The organism is Methyloceanibacter superfactus (assembly GCF_001723305.1).
Classification (GTDB): domain Bacteria; phylum Pseudomonadota; class Alphaproteobacteria; order Rhizobiales; family Methyloligellaceae; genus Methyloceanibacter; species Methyloceanibacter superfactus.
Window position 1 is genome coordinate 74,664 of the sequence record NZ_LPWF01000002.1, and the last position, 16,590, is coordinate 91,253.

General features: G+C 66.8%; 13 protein-coding genes and 2 pseudogenes. 10 read left to right on the forward strand and 5 right to left on the reverse strand.

What is annotated here, in order from left to right:
• Positions 1 to 1,012 (reverse strand): annotated as a pseudogene (gene cobT / locus AUC69_RS00365) (nicotinate-nucleotide--dimethylbenzimidazole phosphoribosyltransferase).
• A 75-nt stretch (positions 1,013 to 1,087) separates the two neighbouring features.
• On the opposite strand from cobT, the gene AUC69_RS19175 reads away from it, so the two are divergent.
• The 5 genes from AUC69_RS19175 (at position 1,088) to AUC69_RS00385 (ending at position 4,741) form a co-directional block, all read left to right on the forward strand.
• Positions 1,088 to 1,438: an adenosylcobinamide-GDP ribazoletransferase gene (locus AUC69_RS19175; RefSeq protein ID WP_342018463.1), complete on the forward strand. Its 351-nt coding sequence runs from the start codon at positions 1,088 to 1,090 to the stop codon at positions 1,436 to 1,438.
• Positions 1,396 to 1,833, forward strand: a complete 438-nt coding sequence (locus AUC69_RS19180) for an adenosylcobinamide-GDP ribazoletransferase (protein ID WP_342018464.1) — start codon at positions 1,396 to 1,398, stop codon at positions 1,831 to 1,833. The genes AUC69_RS19175 and AUC69_RS19180 overlap by 43 nt, the downstream gene beginning before the upstream one ends.
• 119 nt (positions 1,834 to 1,952) lie before the next feature.
• Positions 1,953 to 2,222, forward strand: coding sequence for a hypothetical protein (locus AUC69_RS00375; RefSeq protein ID WP_069440398.1), 270 nt, complete (start codon positions 1,953 to 1,955; stop codon positions 2,220 to 2,222).
• A 133-nt stretch (positions 2,223 to 2,355) separates the two neighbouring features.
• Positions 2,356 to 2,658 carry a hypothetical protein gene (locus AUC69_RS00380; protein WP_193427382.1) on the forward strand — a complete coding sequence of 101 codons (303 nt, stop codon included), beginning with the start codon at positions 2,356 to 2,358 and terminating at the stop codon, positions 2,656 to 2,658.
• A gap of 118 nt (positions 2,659 to 2,776) precedes the next feature.
• The gene (locus tag AUC69_RS00385) at positions 2,777 to 4,741 is read left to right on the forward strand and encodes a glutamate ligase domain-containing protein (protein ID WP_158007964.1); all 1,965 of its coding nucleotides are present in this window, start codon (positions 2,777 to 2,779) and stop codon (positions 4,739 to 4,741) included.
• 25 nt (positions 4,742 to 4,766) lie between these two features.
• On the opposite strand, the gene AUC69_RS00390 is transcribed toward AUC69_RS00385, so the two are convergent.
• Together AUC69_RS00390 and AUC69_RS00395 are read right to left on the reverse strand one after the other, a co-directional pair.
• Positions 4,767 to 5,570 carry a L,D-transpeptidase family protein gene (locus AUC69_RS00390; RefSeq protein ID WP_069440399.1) on the reverse strand — a complete coding sequence of 268 codons (804 nt, stop codon included), beginning with the start codon at positions 5,568 to 5,570 and terminating at the stop codon, positions 4,767 to 4,769.
• Positions 5,567 to 7,792 carry a L,D-transpeptidase scaffold domain-containing protein gene (locus AUC69_RS00395; protein WP_141700505.1) on the reverse strand — a complete coding sequence of 742 codons (2,226 nt, stop codon included), beginning with the start codon at positions 7,790 to 7,792 and terminating at the stop codon, positions 5,567 to 5,569. Before AUC69_RS00395 ends, AUC69_RS00390 begins: the two co-directional genes overlap by 4 nt.
• A 433-nt stretch (positions 7,793 to 8,225) precedes the next feature.
• Between AUC69_RS00395 and AUC69_RS00400 the strand changes: the two genes are divergently transcribed.
• The 3 genes and pseudogenes from AUC69_RS00400 to AUC69_RS00410 all read left to right on the forward strand — a co-directional run bounded on the left by AUC69_RS00400 (position 8,226) and on the right by AUC69_RS00410 (position 13,020).
• Entirely contained in the window at positions 8,226 to 10,001 is a 1,776-nt protein-coding gene (locus AUC69_RS00400) for an N-acetylglutaminylglutamine amidotransferase (RefSeq protein ID WP_244500018.1), read from the forward strand.
• Positions 10,002 to 10,101: 100 nt separating this feature from the next.
• The gene (gene ngg, locus AUC69_RS00405) at positions 10,102 to 11,781 is read left to right on the forward strand and encodes an N-acetylglutaminylglutamine synthetase (RefSeq protein WP_069440401.1); all 1,680 of its coding nucleotides are present in this window, start codon (positions 10,102 to 10,104) and stop codon (positions 11,779 to 11,781) included.
• Positions 11,782 to 11,864: 83 nt separating this feature from the next.
• A pseudogene (locus AUC69_RS00410) lies at positions 11,865 to 13,020 on the forward strand (osmoprotectant NAGGN system M42 family peptidase).
• Between the two features lie 9 nt (positions 13,021 to 13,029).
• Here AUC69_RS00410 and AUC69_RS19185 read toward each other — a convergent pair.
• Both AUC69_RS19185 and AUC69_RS19190 read right to left on the reverse strand, forming a co-directional pair.
• Entirely contained in the window at positions 13,030 to 13,524 is a 495-nt protein-coding gene (locus AUC69_RS19185) for a cation diffusion facilitator family transporter (protein WP_342018465.1), read from the reverse strand.
• A gap of 43 nt (positions 13,525 to 13,567) precedes the next feature.
• Positions 13,568 to 13,969 (reverse strand): cation diffusion facilitator family transporter, encoded by a 402-nt coding sequence (locus tag AUC69_RS19190; RefSeq protein ID WP_342018466.1) that lies wholly within the window; start codon positions 13,967 to 13,969, stop codon positions 13,568 to 13,570.
• Between the two features lie 173 nt (positions 13,970 to 14,142).
• Between AUC69_RS19190 and fabI the strand changes: the two genes are divergently transcribed.
• Both fabI and AUC69_RS00425 read left to right on the forward strand, forming a co-directional pair.
• Positions 14,143 to 14,907 carry an enoyl-ACP reductase FabI gene (gene fabI, locus AUC69_RS00420; protein WP_069440402.1) on the forward strand — a complete coding sequence of 255 codons (765 nt, stop codon included), beginning with the start codon at positions 14,143 to 14,145 and terminating at the stop codon, positions 14,905 to 14,907.
• 89 nt (positions 14,908 to 14,996) lie between these two features.
• Entirely contained in the window at positions 14,997 to 16,418 is a 1,422-nt protein-coding gene (locus AUC69_RS00425; RefSeq protein WP_069440403.1) for a DHA2 family efflux MFS transporter permease subunit, read from the forward strand.
• Positions 16,419 to 16,590: the final 172 nt, after the last annotated feature.

The window sequence follows — 16,590 nt, forward strand, 5'->3', positions numbered from 1 at the left end:
CTAGGCCGGTTTGTCGGAGACTTGCGCTTCCGCGAAGGTCGCCATGCCGGTGTGACAGGCAAGGCCTGCGCGCAGCACCAGCACGGCGACGGCGGCGCCGGAGCCTTCGCCGAGCCGCATGCCGAGATCGAGCAGCGGCTTCAAGCCCAGCTCTTGGAGCAAGAGACGATGACCGGCTTCGGCCGACACATGGCCGGACAGGGCGTGGTCGAGCGCACCAGGGTTCAGCACCTTGAGCGGCGCCACGGCAGCCGTCGACACGAAACCGTCGATGAGCACGGGAATGCGTTTGTGGCGCGCGGCGAGGCAAGCACCGAGGATGGCGGCCAGCTCGCGGCCGCCGAGCGCGCTGCGGCCCGCAGCGGATCGGTGAGGACATCTTTATGGCGCGCCAGTCCGCCCTCGATGGCCGCGCGCTTGCGGGCGACGCCCTGCGTCATCGACGCCGGTGCCGGTGCCGGCGAAGCGGTCGCCGCCGCCGAACAGCGCCCCCGACAGCGCCGCCGCCGTGGTGGTGTTGCCGATGCACTCGCCAGCACGACGAGATCGGCCTCATCGGAGACCTCGTCATAGCCGGACGCGACCGCATCGAGAAACGCCGCTCGGTCATGGCGGGGCTTGCCGTGAAATTGGCGGTGGGCTCGTCAAGCGACAGGGCGACGACTCGCAGCGCGGCGCCGGTGACGGCGGCAAGCTGATTGATGGCCGCGCCGCCATGGGCGAAATTCGCCACCATCTGGGCGGTGACCTCGGACGGATAAGCGGACACGCCTTGCGCCGTCACCCCATGATTGCCGGCGAAGACGAGAATCTCGATCTGGTCGAGGGTCGGCGGGTTGCGGCCCTGCCACCGGCTGAGCCAGGCCACCGCCTCCTCCAGACGGCCCAGACTGCCCGGCGGCTTGGTCAGCCGCGCCTCGCGCGCCGCCACCGCCGCGGCTGTGCCGTCGTCGCCCGCAGGGAGATCGCGGCAGGCGGCGCTGAGATCGTCAAAGGAGGCAAAGCGGGACATTTCGGCGTAGACTCTCAGGCTTTCAGGCAGTGGGCGCCCACCAAGAGGCGGCCATGATCTCAAGGGGTCTCGGGGATGGGCGGCATTACCACGGACATTAAGACCGGCCTAGCCTTTTGCACGCGGCTGCCGGTCACGGCGCCGCCGGAGGGCAAGCTCGCGGACGCGGCTTGGTGCCTTCCCCTGATCGGCGCGCTCATCGGTGCCATCGCCGCGCTTGTCTATTGGTTCTTCGACTGGGTGTGGCTGGACCCTTTCATCGCCGCCACGCTTGCCGTCGCCGCCGCCATACTCGTCACCGGCTGCCTGCACGAAGACGGTCTCGCCGACACGGCGGACGGCTTCGGCGGCGGGGTGACCAAGATCCGGCAAGCTGGAGATCGATGCACGACAGCTGCATCGGCACCTATGGCGTGGCGGCGCTGATCTTGTCTTTCCTGCTGCGGGTCGGCGCCCTCGCCAGTCTCGCCGAGCCCGGTCTGGTGGCGGCGGCGCTGATCGCGGCCCATGCGGGGGCGCGGGCGGTCCTGCCCTTGTTCATGCTGGCGCTGCCCCGGGCGCGCCAAGACGGGCTCGCGGCCTCGGCGGGCACGCCGCCGCCGAGCCGCGCCGTCATCGCCGCCATGCTCGGGCTGCTGGTGCTGGCCCTCAGTCTCGGAGTGGGCGCGGCATTGCTCACGGCGCTCCTCCTCGCGGCCGTGCTCGGCTTCATGGCTTGGCTTGCCATGCGGCAGATCGGCGGCCAGACCGGCGACGTGCTGGGCGCGGTGGAGCAGACGAGCGAGATCGCCATCCTGCTCGCCGCCGCAGCCCTGCTGTAACACCGCGCGGATATGGTGAGCGAAAGGCTAAGGAGGCGCTAACGGGGCGGAAACTCGGGCGTGCTAGCTTCACGCCCAACAACAGTCGTTAGAGGCTGGAATACAGACAGGGAGTTCCCATGCGTATCGCCATTGCCCTCTCACTGGCCGCCGGCGCGGTTCTTCTCGCGCCCGCCATGGTCAGCGCCGCACCGCTCGCTTTGTCCGATCATGCAGCCGTCACCCACAAGCTCGGCAATACCGGCGTCGAGCAAGTCGCCCGCCGGAGGGTCAAGACCCGCCGCTATGTCCGCCAACGCTGCGACGACTGGATGGATCGCCCCTATTGGCGCCCCTACCAGTATCAGTATTGGCAGTACTACTACCCCTATGGCGGTCCGCTGTTCTAGCCGGCGCTGGCTGCCCATTCGGTTTCTGAACGAAGGTCACGGCGATGTGACCGTCGAATCGCGTTGCCGCGCCCCCAATGCGAGATTAGGCTTCGGGTTACCGGGGGCGGTTGGCGTTTCTTTGGAGCTCACAATGCGTCACTCCCTCATCACACTCGCCGCCTCTGCGGTTTTGGCCGGGCTCGCGCTCGGTGCGACGCCGGCCAGCGCGGCACCTCTGCCCAAGCTCGACAGCGTCACCTCCGAGGCCGCCTCGCCGGTCGAAGCGGTCCGCTACTACCGCCGTTGGGGCTATCGCCCCTATCGCTATCGCCGGCCTTACCCAGGCTATTACGCGCCGCGACCCTATTACGGCTACGGGTATGGCTATCGGCCGTATTACCGGAATTACGGCTACTGGAACCGGCCCTATTACGGCCGCCGCTACTGGTACTAGGCGGCACGCGCAGCCATTCAGCACCGGCGACGGGCGATCCGGCGCCGGTGCGTCTTCTTCATGACGGCGCGAACAAGGGGGTGACGGGACGCCTGCTCCTTGTGGCAGAGTGCGCCGCGTGACCCAGCCCTCCGACCCCAAATCCCACCGCGCACTCGATCTGGCGCAGGCCGCCCTGTCTCGCCCAGGCGCACCGCCTGCTCTGCCGGACCGCCTGCTCGTGGTCGATGTGGAACGGCAGACCGCCACATGGCTCGATGCCGGGCGCGCCGTTGCCGCATGGCCGGTGTCGACCGCCCGCAACGGCATCGGCGGCGAGGAGAACTCGTTCAAGACGCCGCCCGGCTGGCACCGCATCCACGCGCTGATCGGCGCGGACGCCGCGCCCGGGACCGTGTTCGTGTCCCGCGAGCCGACCGGCGAGACCTGGACCGGCGGCGCGTCTGGGGACATATGTGGCGATGATCTCATCCTGACGCGCATTCTCACGCTCGAAGGGCTCGAGGACGGCATAAATCGCGGACCCGGTTACGACTCGCTCGAACGCTACATCTATCTTCACGGCACCAATCACGAGGATCTGCTCGGACGGCCGATGTCGTGCGGCTGTGTGCGTCTTGCGAACACCGATATCCGCGCGCTGTTCGACGCCACCCACGAAGGAGACCTCGTGCTCATTGCCTCGACCGAGACCCGCGCCATCCCCGATCCAAAATCCGGCCGCTTCCATTATGCGGGGCTCGGCGGCTCGGGCATGAGCGCGATCGCCCAGTTCCAGGCGATGACGGGCGGAACGGTGAGCGGCAGCGACCGCGCCTTCGATCACGGCGAGCGCGGTGCCTTGCGCGCGCAATTCGAGGCGCTGGGCATCGCCGTGCTGCCCCAGGACGGCAGCGGCATCGGCGAGGATTGCGCGGCGCTCGTGGTGTCGACCGCGGTCGAGGAGCAGGTGCCGGACTATGCCGCGGCCAAGGCGAAAGGTGTGCCGATCATCCACCGCTCGGAGATGCTCGCCTATTTTGTGGCCGAGCACCGCTCCATCGCCGTGACGGGGACGAGCGGCAAGTCGACGGTCACCGGCATGATCTTCGAGATCCTGCGGGGCGCGGGCCGCGACCCGTCCGTCATCACCGGCGGCGACCTGCCGCTCCTGCAAGCCGAAGGCCTGCCCGGAAACGCCTATGCGGGCGGCTCCGACCTTCTCGTGGTGGAGGCGGACGAGAGCGACGGCTCGCTCGTGCGCTACGCGCCGTCCATCGGCGTGATCCTCAATCTCCAGCGCGACCATAAGGAGATGGACGAGGTGGCGGCGATGTTCGCGACCTTGCGGGCACGCACGCGCGAGGCGCTGGTCGTCGGCGATCAGGAGAATCTCGATCAATTTGCCGGCGGCGCCTTGCGCTTCGGTCTCACGGCGCGCGCCGATGTGCGCGGCGAGGACGTGGAGCTCGGACCGGAGCAGAGCCGCTTCCGCGTCGCCGATACGGTCTTCACGTTGCCGGTTGCCGGCGAGCACAACGTGGCGAACGCGCTTGCCGCGATCGCCGCCGCGCACGCGGTCGGCGTACCCTTCGCCGACATGGCGGAACCGCTGACGCGCTTCTCAGGCATCGGGCGGCGTTTTCAAACCATCGGCACCGCGCGCGGCATCGAGGTGGTGGACGACTTCGCACATAACGCGGAGAAGATCGCCGCGGCGATCCGGACGGCGAAGCTGCGGGCAAAGCGCGTGCTGGCGATCTATCAGCCACACGGCTACGGACCGACGCGGTTCTTGCGCCAGGATTTCATCACCACCTTCGCCCGCGAGCTCGGCGAGGGCGACCGGCTGTGGATGCTCGAAATCTTCTATGCAGGCGGCACGGCGACCCGCGACTTCTCGGCGGCGGAGATCGTCAACGAGATCGCGGCGCGCGGCACGCGTGCCGAGTTCGCAACCTCGCGGGACTGGCTCGTCAAGCGCGTCGCCGAGGAAGCGAGAGACGGCGATCTGGTGTTGGTAATGGGCGCGCGCGATCCGTCGCTCACGGCGTTCGCCCGCTCGATCCTCGCGGCGCTCGAAGCCGGCGCGGCAGAGGCCTGAGCAGCAAGCGCCGGACTACCTCCCCTTAGTTGCCGAACAGTCCCGAGATCAAATCGTCTAAACCGCCCCCGCCACCACGGCGCCGCGCCGACCGGTCCTGATCGCCAGACCTCGATTGCTCGACCAATGCCGGCGTCGACGGAACCGGGAACCTCGCCGGATTCTCGAACAGCTTCGCGGCCATGCGATTGTCGATGCCGTAGATGTCGGCGAACCGGTTGAGCCCGCCATTCTCGTCGATGGTCGCGGTGAAATAGGTCAAATGCACGGGCACCTTGCGGTTCAGCCCGACCACCGTGCTGGAGTCCTTGGCGACGAGGCGCTGGACTTGCCCATAGGACCAGCCCTTGTCCTCGGCGAGGAGCAAGGCGGCGAAGCGGTCGGGCTCGTGCACGCGGATGCAGCCATGGCTCAGCGTGCGCACCCGCTCGGAGAACAACTCCGGCTGCACCGTGTCGTGCATGTAGATGGCGTGACGGTTGGGGAAATTGAACTTGAACTTGCCGAGCACGTTGGTCGGCCCCGGATCCTGGGTGAAGGTGTAGGTGTGAATGTTGACATTCGCCCAGTCGACGCTGTCGGCATCGACCGGCTCGCCCTTGTAGCTCACGCTCAAGCCAAAGCGCCGCAAGGTGTCCGTCTTGGAGGGACCGAAGATGCCACGCGGCGCCTGGAGCTTCGGCGCCAGATCCTCCTTCACGATGGTCGGCGGCACGGTCCAGTTCGGATGGACCACGATGTTGCGCATCGGCGCGGAGAAGAACGGGGTGGCGTATTTGTCCTGACCGACAATGGTCTTCTCCACATAGATCGGCTTGCCGCCCTTCATGACGCGGACGTGAACTCAGGGACATTGTTCCACACGTGGTAGCTGCCGAGATTGCGCGGGAGCCAGCGCCAGCGCTCCATGTTGATCACGAGCAACTGCACTTCGCCGTCGCTGCGGGGATTCTTTCCATTGGCGGCGGCGCGGGCGCGCGCCTTCACCAACGCGGCGCGCAGCCGCTTGAACTGCTCGTGCTGGGGATGCAGCGACGTCAGATAGTCGGCCGGCACGGGTGCTGCGGCGATCTCGGTGAGGAGCGTCTTGGTGCCGCGCTGCTCAGGGTTCTGATCGAACAGCGGGCTGAAGCTCGACGGCGAGCGCGCGCCGCCTTGGGCGTAGCGGGCATATTTCAGCACGGCCATGGTGAGATCGAGCTCGGCCGCGGCTTGCTCGTCTTCCGTCGACGGGGCAGCATCGGCCTTCGGCACGTCGAAATCGCGGGCATTGAGCCCCCAATCGTCGGCCTTGCCGATCTCGGCGATGAGCGCCTTCGCCTTGGGCGAGAAGCCGTCATCGGTGATCCACAAAGGCGGCTCCTCGCGGGCGCCATAGAATGTCTCGAGCCCTTCCAGCGTGGCCGCGTTGAAGCCTTTGCGGAAGCCGGGATCGGCGAGCTTGGCGCGGACGGCGGCAACGACAGGATGGGCCGGCGGCGGCGGCGGCGGCGCGGCCTCCACGACAACCTCCGGTGAGGCCTCTGCCTCCGAGGCATCCGCCGCCGCATCGGGCGCGGTGTCGTCCGCCGTTTCGGCGGCCGGCGTCTCTTCGGACGGTGGCTCGTCAGACGCCGCCTCGGCGGTAGGCTCTTCCGCCTCAGCGGCGGGCTCTTCAGCCTCAGCGGCGGGCTCTTCCGCCTCGCCGGCAGGCTTGGCCGGCGCCGCCTCCTCGCTGTCGGGCTTGGCTTGCGCCTCCGTAGCCTCGTCGTCCGCGTCGGTGGGGGTCTCCTCCACGGCCGGAATGGCGGGCGCGGGTTCCGGCTCGCTCGGCGGCGTGACGGCCGCCAACTCGATCGGGGCATCGTCGTCCGGTGTCTCGGACTCCGGCGGCGCCGGCTCCGCTGCAGTCTTGGCCGGCGGCGGCAGGACCTCGAGCACCACCGTCGCGTCATGGGACGGCACCAAGGCCTTGACCGGATTCGCCTCGACTACCTCGGGCTCCGGCTCGACCGCCTTGGGCTCGGGCTTGTCTTCGGGTTCGGGCTCGTCTTCGGGGTTGGGCGCGGCGGCTTGTTCGGCTTCCGCCGCTTCGGCAGGCGGCTCGGCCTCCGCCTCGGTGGGCTCGGCCGCGAGACGCGCGGTCTCTTTCGGCGGTGACGGATCGGCCTCGGCCTCCAGGCGCGGAGTCTCTTTTGGTGGCTCGGTCACGGCGAGCGCCTGGTCCGTCGAATCGTCAGCCGCCTGTTCCGGCGCGGTGGCAGCCACGGCGCCGGTCTCCTCAGGCGCCTCGGCGTCGCTCGCCGCATTGTCCACGGACTCCGGCGTGTCGGCTTCGGGCTTCGTTGCCTCCGCATCGTCCGCCGGCTCGGACGCCTGCTCGTCGGACGTGGCGGCTTGCTCCGTCGCGTCGTCGGCAGGCGCCTCTTCGGGCTCGGTCGCGGCGGTCTCGTTCGTCTTGTCGGCCACGTCCGCGTCGTCGCCGGTCTTTGCGGCCGCCTCATCCTTGGCGGGCGCGTCATCGGATGCGTCGGCGGCATCGGCCGACGGCCCTTCCTCAGCGGGCGGCGTCTCGACGGACGAGGCGGCTTCGGCGTCGGTGTCGGAGTTCGCGGTCCCCTCCGCATCGCTCGCGGTATCCGCCGGCGCGGTGTCGCCGTCGGCGGCAAGCGCGGCAGTGGTCTCGGGCGGCGTCTCGGGCGGGCTCGCCGCCCCGGCGGCCGCAACTTGGACCGGCTCTTGGACCGGGATGTCTTCGCCGGCGACCGCCACAGTGGCCACGGCCGTCGCGCCGGCCATGCCAGACGCCGCCGCACCGCTCGACGACAGCGGCGATTCCGTGGCGTCGACCTTGATGCTTGCCGTGATGTCGGCCGACACACGTGTCGGATTGCGCTGGGGAAGGGTTGGCCGGAAGGGGCGCCGGGCCTTGTAGATGCCCTTGGGCTTAGCGCCCACGCCAGGGAGCGCGGGCCGAATCTGCTCGGCCAGCACCGCCCCGGAAGGCAGCGCCGCCAGCATCATCGCCATAACCACAGCACGCAGGCCTACAACTGGGGGTCGTCCGCGCATCCCCTGGTCCCCTCGATCCCCAAGGGTAGTGCTTGGGGGTCCCAACAGTCACCCTGAAATCCCTAAGGAAATTCCGGAGCGGGCTGATGTATCGCAAAATCGGGGCGCTTCCAGGGCTTGCGACACGTTTCGCGACAGGCCGCGGCCCGCGCGACACACCCTCCGCCGGAACAACGAGCGTCAGCGGGGAGTTTTCATCGCAAGGTTGCCCCCATATTAGGCATATGCGCGGATTTCCCGCAGTCTTACTCGTGCCCAAAATTTGATTGATGCTGTCATCGGTGCAATAACATCACACTTCAGCTCGAATCTATGGCGCTGGAACTGCGGCGCGGGTCTGCGTGACGCCACACGAAAATCGGCCCCAATCTTGCTCGTATCTTGGTGTTTGCACGCGCGAGTGGCCCGAACAACTCACCAGAGGCTCTAAAGTATGTGCGGTTTGTGCGGCGAGGTTACTTTCGACGGCTCGCCAGCGTCAGTAGAAGCCATCAGCGCCATGACCTGCTCGATGGCGCCTCGCGGTCCCGACGCCGAGGGCATCGTCGCCCGCGGCCGCGTCGCCCTCGGCCACCGGCGGCTTCAGATCATCGACCTGTCGGCGCGCGGCCAGCAGCCGATGGTCGATTCCGAGCTCGGCCTGACGCTCGCCTTCAACGGCTGCATCTACAATCACAAGGAGCTGCGCGCCGAGCTCGAGGGCCGCGGCTACCGCTTCTTCTCGACCAGCGACACCGAGGTCATCCTCAAGGCTTGGCATGCTTGGGGGCATGAGGCCCCCAAGCGGTTCAACGGCATGTTCGCCTTCGTGATCCACGAGCGCGACACGGGCCGGGTCGCCATGTGCCGCGACCGGCTCGGCATCAAGCCGCTCTATTACACGCAAGACGCTACGCGCCTGCGCTTCGCCTCCACCCTCCCCGCCCTCGTCGCCGGGGGCGGCGTGGACACCGCGCTCGATCCGGTGGGTCTCGCCCATTACATGACCTTCCACGCGGTGGTGCCGCCGCCGCACACGATCCTACGAGGCGTGCGCAAGCTGCCGCCGGCGACCTTGCGCATCGTCGAACCGGACGGGCGCATCAAGGACAGCGTCTATTGGGAGCTTCAGTTCGAGCGGTCGAGCGAGGATCTGACGCTGGATCACGGCGTATGGAAAGACCGCGTCGGCACGGCGCTGCGCAGTGCGGTCGACCGGCGCATGATCGCCGACGTGCCGGTCGGCGTGCTGCTCTCCGGCGGCGTCGATTCGAGCCTCATCGTCGGACTGCTGGCGGAGGCCGGCCAGAAGCATCTCAAGACCTTTTCCATCGGCTTCGAGGCGGCGCACGGCGAGGCGGGCGACGAGTTCAAATATTCCGACATCATCGCCGAGCATTTCGACACCGACCACACCAAGATCATGATCCCGACGACGAGCATGCTCAACGCGCTACCCGACACGATCGCGGCCATGTCGGAGCCCATGGTGTCCTACGACAATGTCGGCTTCTATCTGCTGTCGCGGGAGGTGGCGAAGCACGTCAAGGTCGTGCAGAGCGGCCAAGGCGCGACGAGGTGTTCGCCGGCTATCATTGGTATCCCAAGCTCGAGAACTCGAACGATATCCTCACCGACTACAAGGCGCTGTTCTTCGACCGCGACCGCGGGAAGCTCGGCCGGCATCTGTCGGACACGTGGATGGCCGAGGACGACGAGCCGGCGCGTTTTCGTCGAGGCGCATATCACCCGGGCCCGCGCCGAGACGCCGCTCGACCGCGCACTTCGCATCGATACCACGGTGATGCTGGTCGACGATCCGGTGAAGCGGGTCGACAACATGACCATGGCCTGGGGGCTCGAGGCCCGCGTGCCGTTTCTCGACCATGAGCTCGTCGAGCTTGCCGCGCGCGTGCCGCCCGAGCTGAAACTGAAGGACGGCGGCAAGGGCGTACTGAAGGACGTGGCGCGCGACGTCATCCCCTCGGACGTGATCGACCGCCCCAAAGGCTATTTCCCGGTGCCGGCGCTGAAATATATCGACGGGCCGGTGCTGGAGATGACGCGCGACGCGCTGACCTCGCAAGCCGCACGTGACCGCGCCTTGTTCAAATCGGAGTATCTCGGGGCCCTGTTCGACGATCCGAAATCGCACATCACACCGTTGCGCGGATCCGAGCTGTGGCAATGCGCGTTACTGGAACTGTGGCTTCAAGCCCACAACATCTAGGCATGGCAATGAGCATCGAGAAGCACAAGACGGGGTCGGACGAGGCCGCCGGCCCTGCGCCTCACGTGCTGGCGGCCAAATCGGAGTCTCTCATTCCGGCATGGCGGTCGAGAAGAAGAACGTGGCGCTCGATTGCGGCTGGGGACGGCTTCTGTTCGGGCAGACCTTCGAGAAAGCGTCCGAGCTGGCGAAATGCATCCGCGCCGAAGGGCCTGGCCGTCGCGACATCGCCTTTTATATCAGCGACCCGCATGTGGTGCTCGCCGCCGCGCCGCAGGAGCTGTTCCTCGACCCGTCGCACACTTACCGGCTGAACCTCGCCACCTACAAGCCCGCCAAGGAGGCTCCGCGCGGCTTCTATATCCGGCGCCTGAGCTCGGTGCAGGATGCCGAGGAGGTCAATCGCATCTATGCCTCGCGCGGCATGGTCACCGTGGCGCCGGACTTCTTCTGGTCACGGCGGGACAGCCGGGCGATCACCTATTTCGTCGCCGAGGACGAAGCCACCGGCGGCATCGTCGGCACCATCACCGGCGTCGACCATACCGCCGCCTTCGGCGATCGCGAGCACGGCTCCTCGCTGTGGTGCCTGGCGGTCGACCCGCAAGCGACGCTGCCCGGCATCGGCGTGGCCCTGGTGCAGCGCCTGGCGGAGCATTTTCAGGAGCGCGGCGCGGCCTTTCTCGATCTGTCGGTCATCCACGACAACGAGCAGGCCATCGGCCTTTACGAGAAGCTCGGCTTCGTGCGGCTGCCGACCTTCACCATCAAACGCAAGAACGTCATCAACGAGTCTCTGTTCACCGAGGAGCCGTTCGACGGCGAGGCCCTCAATCCCTACGCGAAGATCATCATCTCGGAGGCGCGGCGGCGCGGCATCGGCGTCGAGATCATCGACGCGGAGGGCGGCTTCTTCCGCCTGACCTACGGCGGACGCTCCATCGTATGCCGCGAGAGCCTCACGGCGCTTACCACGGCGATCGCCATGAGCATCTGCGATGACAAGCGCGTGACGCGCCGGATCGTCAAAGCGGCGAACGTGAACGTGCCGCAGCAGGTCAGCGCCGACGACGAGGAGAAGACTCGCGCCTTCGTCGAGGCGCATGAGTCGGTGGTGGTGAAGCCGGCACGCGGCGAGCAAGGCAAGGGCGTTGCCGTCGGCCTCAAGGATTGGAGCGAGACCCAGACCGCGATCGAGACGGCGCGCAAGCTCTGCAACGAGGTGATCGTCGAGGAGTTCGTCCAGGGCTCCGACCTGCGCATCATCGTCATCGACTATCGCGTCGTGGCCGCCGCCATTCGCAAGCCCGCCGCCGTCATCGGCAATGGCCGGTCGACCGTGCGCGACCTGATCGAGCACCAGTCGCGGCGCCGGGCTGCCGCCACGGGGGGCGAGTCGCAAATCCCACTCGATGCCGAGACCGAGCGCTGCGTGGCCGAGGCGGGCTTCTCGCTCGATGACGTGCCGCCGGCCGACAAATATATGGTCGTTCGCAAGACCGCGAACCTGCATACCGGGGGCACGATCCACGACGTTACCGGCATTCTCCACCGGACCCTGATCGAGGCCGCCGTGCAGGCCGCCCGGGCAATCGAAATTCCGGTCACCGGAATCGATTTCATCGTCAAGACGCCGACGGAGCCGGATTACTGGTTTATCGAGGCGAACGAACGTCCCGGCCTGGCCAATCACGAGCCGCAGCCGACAGCAGAGCGCTTCGTTGACCTGCTATTTCCCCAGTCAATGCCCGCCGCCGTGCGCGAAGCGCTTCAAATCTAGCGCGCATCATATTACCCCTCTACTCGGCGCCCCTCGCGGGAGCGCTTGGCGTGCCTTAATCTCTCCCTCGGGAAGGTCTTCCGATGACCATGTTGCATATCGATCTCGACTATCTGGCCGGCGGCTCGAGGAGCTGCTCGGGATTCCGAGCCCCACGAGCTACACGGACAATGTCGTGCAGTATTGCGGCGCCGAGCTCGACCGGCTCGGGGTCCCTTTCGAGGTGACCCGGCGCGGCGCCATACGGGCGATCCTGCGCGGCAAGGAGCGGCGCCCCGCCCGAGCGGTCGCCGCCCACCTCGATACGCTCGGCGCGCAGGTAAAGCAGATCAAGGAGAACGGCCGGCTCGCCGTGGTGCCGATCGGGCACTGGAGCGCCCGCTTCGCCGAAGGGGCGCGCTGCACGATCTTTACCGAAGCGGGCAGCTATCGCGGCACGATCCTGCCGCTCAAGGCTTCGGGTCACACCTATGGCGACGACGTCGACGATCAGCCTTGCGGCTGGGAGTATGTCGAGATCCGCGTCGATGCCAGGTCGTCCAATGTCGACGAGGCACGCAAGCTCGGCATCGATGTGGGCGACATCGTCGCAATCGATCCCCAGCCCGAGTTCCTCGACAACGGCTTCATTTGCTCACGCCATCTCGATGACAAGGCCGGCGTGGCCGTGATGTTCGCCGCGCTCGAAGCGCTGGTCTCGGCCAAGGAGGAACTGCCCGTCGATGTCTATTTCCTGTTCACCATCGAGGAAGAGGTGGGCGTCGGGGCGCCAACATTCTGACCGAGGACGTGGCCTCGCTGATCGCCGTCGATAACGGCACGTCGGCGCCGGGCCAAAACAGCGCCGAGTTCGGCGTGACCATCTCCATGGCCGACCAGAACGGTCCGTTCGACTACCACCTGACGCGCAAGCTGGTGAAGCTCTGCGTCGAGAACGAGATCATCCACCAGCGCGACGTGTTCCGCCACTACCGGTCGGACGTGGCCTCGGCGATCGAGGCCGGCCATGACGTGCGCACGGCGCTGATCTGTTTCGGCATCGATGCCTCCCACGGCTGGGAGCGCATCCACATTCATGCGCTGCGATCGCTGGCGGAGCTCATCACCGTCTACTTGCTGAGCGACGTGGCCTTCGCCCGGGACTCGCAGGAGATCGGCACGCTCAAGGACTTTACCCGTCAGCCGACGGAGGAAGCGGACCAGGAGCTGACCTCGGACGTGGAGATCGACGAGGAGTAGCCGAACCGCCTAGGCCGGTTTATGGGCCATGCCGTCATGCTTGGCCTGGACCTCGATGAACACGCGCCGGACCTCGGGGTAGCGCTCCTTGATCTTCCCCTCAAGCTGACTGACCGCCTTCTCGACCCTTTGGGATGAGATGCCGTCGGCAAAGTCGACGCTGAGCGCCAGCAGGATCTCGTGCGGCGCGAGATGCATGGTGCGCATCTCGTTGATGTGCAGAATATCCGGCGCATCGGCGATGATCCGGCGGATGCCGTTGACCACGGTGCGGCTGGCGGCCTCGCCGATCAGGAGCCCCTTCGTCTCCCGCGCCAGCAGGACCGCCGCCCCAGCCAAGATGCAGCCGATTGCAATTGAGGCAGCGCCGTCGGCCCATTCGAGGCCGAGCGAATAGGCGGCGCCCACGCCCGCGGCGGCGACGATGAGCCCGAGCATGGCGGCGCTGTCCTCGAACAGCACGGTGAAGGTGGCCGGGTCCTTGGACTGGCGGACGGCCCGCATCAGCTGAAACGGCCGCCTTGAACCCTGCGCCTTGCGGAACTCCTTATAGGCAATGCCCCAGCCGCGCCCTCGAAGACGAAGGCGCCGGCGAGCACAATGTAGTTGATGAGGGGATTGGTGATCGGATGCGGATTGAGGAGCTTGTAGACGCCTCGTAGAACGAGATGCCGGCGCCCACGGCGAAGATCAGAATGGCGACGACGAAGGCCCAGAAGAAGATCTCCGCGCCGTAGCCGAACGGGTGGGCGGCGTCGGCGGGCTTCTTGGCGCGCCGCATGCCGAGCAGCAGCAAGCCCTGATTGCCCGTGTCGACGACCGAATGCACGCCCTCCGACATCATCGCCGATGAACCGGTGATGTAGGCGGCCACGAACTTGCTGATGGCGATGAGCGTGTTCGCCCCAAGCGCGGCGTAGATGACCTTACGGGAACTGCCCTCTTTCACGCTCTCGTCTCCTCTTCTGCCCCGTCAATGTACAGAAAACCAACCGTCTCGGGCGCGGATCGTTGCATCGCGTGGGCTCGCGCCCGCGACGATCTGACCGGGATGTCCCCGGCGCTTTCATCCGAACTGTCACAGTGCGCCGGTAGTTTCCATCGCAAAGGAGGACCGAGGCCTTGTTCTCTCTCGCCGGGAAAAAAGCGCTGGTGATCGGCATCGCCAACGAGGAGTCGATTGCGTTCGGCTGTGCGCGGGCCTTCCGCGACCAGGGCGCCGAGCTTGCTGTCACCTATCAGAACGAGAAGGCGGAGCCCCATGTGCGGCCGGCGGCCGAGAAGCTCGCATCAGCACTCATTCTGCCGTTAGACGTCCGGGACGATGGGCAATACGAGGCCGTGTTCGATCGCATTCGCCAGGCGTGGGGGCACATCGATATCTGCCTCCATGCCGTCGCGTTCTGTCCCAAGCAGGACCTTCATGCACCTGTGGTGGATTGTTCGCGCGACGGCTTCCTCACGGCCATGGATATCTCAGCCTATTCCTTCATTCGCATGGTGAAGGGCGCCGCACCTCTGATGCGCGCGGGCGGCACCTGCATGACAATCTCATATGTCGGCGCGGGCAAGGTCGTGGAGCATTACAACATCATGGGACCGGTCAAAGCCGCCCTGGAATCGGCAACGCGATATATGGCAGCGAGCTCGGCCCGAAGGGGCATCCGGGTGCATGCGCTGTCGCCCGGACCGCTCAAGACCCGCGCGGCATCCGGCATCTCGCATTTCGAAGATCTCATGAAGGAAGCAGCGGATCGGGCGCCGATCCACCAACTCGTCACCAGCGAGGATGTCGCCGCCTTCGCCGCGTTCCTTGCGAGCAGACAGGCCGCCCACATTACCGGCGGCATCCATTACATCGATGGGGGTTACCACATCGTCGGCTGACGCCGCGGCGTGGCGTCCCGCCCCCGGGTGGCCTGCCCGAAAGCGCTGTGCGAGACTGCTTTTCGAGTCAGGACAGCCGCGGAGTTGGGATGGCGGACGGCGAAGACGGCCTCAGCAAGTCGACAATCCTCGGCATGATCGCCATGGCCGTGGCCGTGTTCGTGGTCGCTAACGACTTCACCGCACTGTCCGTCGCCATCCCGGCCATCGAGAAGACCTTCGGCACCAGCGTCAACACCACGCAATGGGTGATCAACGGCTACGCCATGGTGTTCGGCGTGGCCATCGTCACCGGTGGCCGGCTCGCCGACATGTTCGGCCGCCGGCGCATCTTCTTCATCGGCGCGGCGATCTTCGCCGTGTTCTCGGTGATCGGCGGCTTCTCGCCTGACATCTGGATGTTGCTCGCCTGCCGCTTCGTCATGGGCATCGGCGGCGCGATGATGTGGCCCGCCATTCTCGGCATGACCTTCAGCCTGTTGCCGAAGAGCAAGGCGGGGCTCGCCGGCGGTCTGATCATGGGCGCGGGCGGATTCGGCAACGCCTTCGGACCGCTGCTCGGCGGCGGTCTCACCGATACGATCGGCTGGCGCTGGGTGTTCTTCCTCAACCTGCCGATCGCCATCGCCGCGGTGATCATCACCTATCTCGTGGTCAAGCCGGATGCAGAGCGCAAGGACCACGACGGCATCGACTATCTCGGCATGGGCGTCCTCACCATTGGGCTCTTCGCGCTTCTGCTGGCGCTCGATCTCGGCACCCGCCAAGGCTGGACCGCACCGCTCATTCTCGGCCTGTTCGCGATGTCGGCGGTTGCGCTCGCCAAGTTCTTCTTCATCGAGCGCCGGGCGGGCGATCGCGCGCTCGTGCCGGACGACGTGATGCGCAACGGGAGCTTCGCCGCCGCGTGTCTCGCAACGCTGCTCATGTCGGCCCTCTATTTCGCCGCCCTGCTCTATCTGCCCCAGTTCATGTCGAAAGTGCTCGGGTTCAGCGCCGTCGAATCCGGCGCCGGGCTCCTGCCCATGATGGGCACGTTCGCGGCGACGTCGTTCATCGCCGGACGTCTCTACGCCAAGCTCGGGCCGAAGGTGAGCGTCACCGGCGGGGCGCTGTTCCTGGCGGCGGGGATGTTCCTGCTGTCGCGCATTACCGCCAGCACTGTCTACGACGAGTTGATCTTCGGCATGGTCGTGCTCGGGATCGGCGTCGGGCTGTTCTATTCGGCGATCACCACCGCGGCGATCACCGCGCTCGACGATTCACGCGCGAGCCTCGGCGGCGCCATCGTCTACATGGCGCAGATCGCCGGCGGCTCGATCGGGCTCGGCGTGAATACCGCCATCGTCCTCAGCGCCGCGCATATGGCGGACGGCATCGCCATCGCCTTCCTGGTGGATGCGGTCCTGGCGGTCTGCGGCGCGGCGGTGGCGCTGTTCTTCGTCGGCGGTACGCTCAGCAAGGCCAAGCTGGAGGCGGCGTGGCCCCATCGCCACCGGGCGCACCCCTGACGGCCATCCGGCCAGGATACGCGCGATACGGGCAATCGTCATCGCCTAAACCTATGAAAACGCGACGATTTCAGAAACATTCGGGCTATCGCCCTGCGCCGCCTCATGCGACACTCGCGCCACGACTCGTGAGGCGCGGCCACGGTTCGGCGGACCGTCGCGCCGTGGTGAT

Bases quoted from the DNA above. Each gene is read 5' to 3' on its own strand.
- AUC69_RS19175 (WP_342018463.1), top strand. From the start codon at position 1,088: ATGGGCGGCATTACCACGGACATTAAGACCGGCCTAGCCTTTTGCACG.
- AUC69_RS19180 (WP_342018464.1), top strand. From the start codon at position 1,396: ATGCACGACAGCTGCATCGGCACCTATGGCGTGGCGGCGCTGATCTTG.
- AUC69_RS00375 (WP_069440398.1), top strand. From the start codon at position 1,953: ATGCGTATCGCCATTGCCCTCTCACTGGCCGCCGGCGCGGTTCTTCTC.
- AUC69_RS00380 (WP_193427382.1), top strand. From the start codon at position 2,356: ATGCGTCACTCCCTCATCACACTCGCCGCCTCTGCGGTTTTGGCCGGG.
- AUC69_RS00390 (WP_069440399.1), bottom strand. From the start codon at position 5,570: ATGAAGGGCGGCAAGCCGATCTATGTGGAGAAGACCATTGTCGGTCAG.
- AUC69_RS00395 (WP_141700505.1), bottom strand. From the start codon at position 7,792: ATGCGCGGACGACCCCCAGTTGTAGGCCTGCGTGCTGTGGTTATGGCG.
- AUC69_RS00400 (WP_244500018.1), top strand. From the start codon at position 8,226: ATGTGCGGTTTGTGCGGCGAGGTTACTTTCGACGGCTCGCCAGCGTCA.
- ngg (WP_069440401.1), top strand. From the start codon at position 10,102: ATGGCGGTCGAGAAGAAGAACGTGGCGCTCGATTGCGGCTGGGGACGG.
- AUC69_RS19185 (WP_342018465.1), bottom strand. From the start codon at position 13,524: ATGCGGGCCGTCCGCCAGTCCAAGGACCCGGCCACCTTCACCGTGCTG.
- AUC69_RS00425 (WP_069440403.1), top strand. From the start codon at position 14,997: ATGGCGGACGGCGAAGACGGCCTCAGCAAGTCGACAATCCTCGGCATG.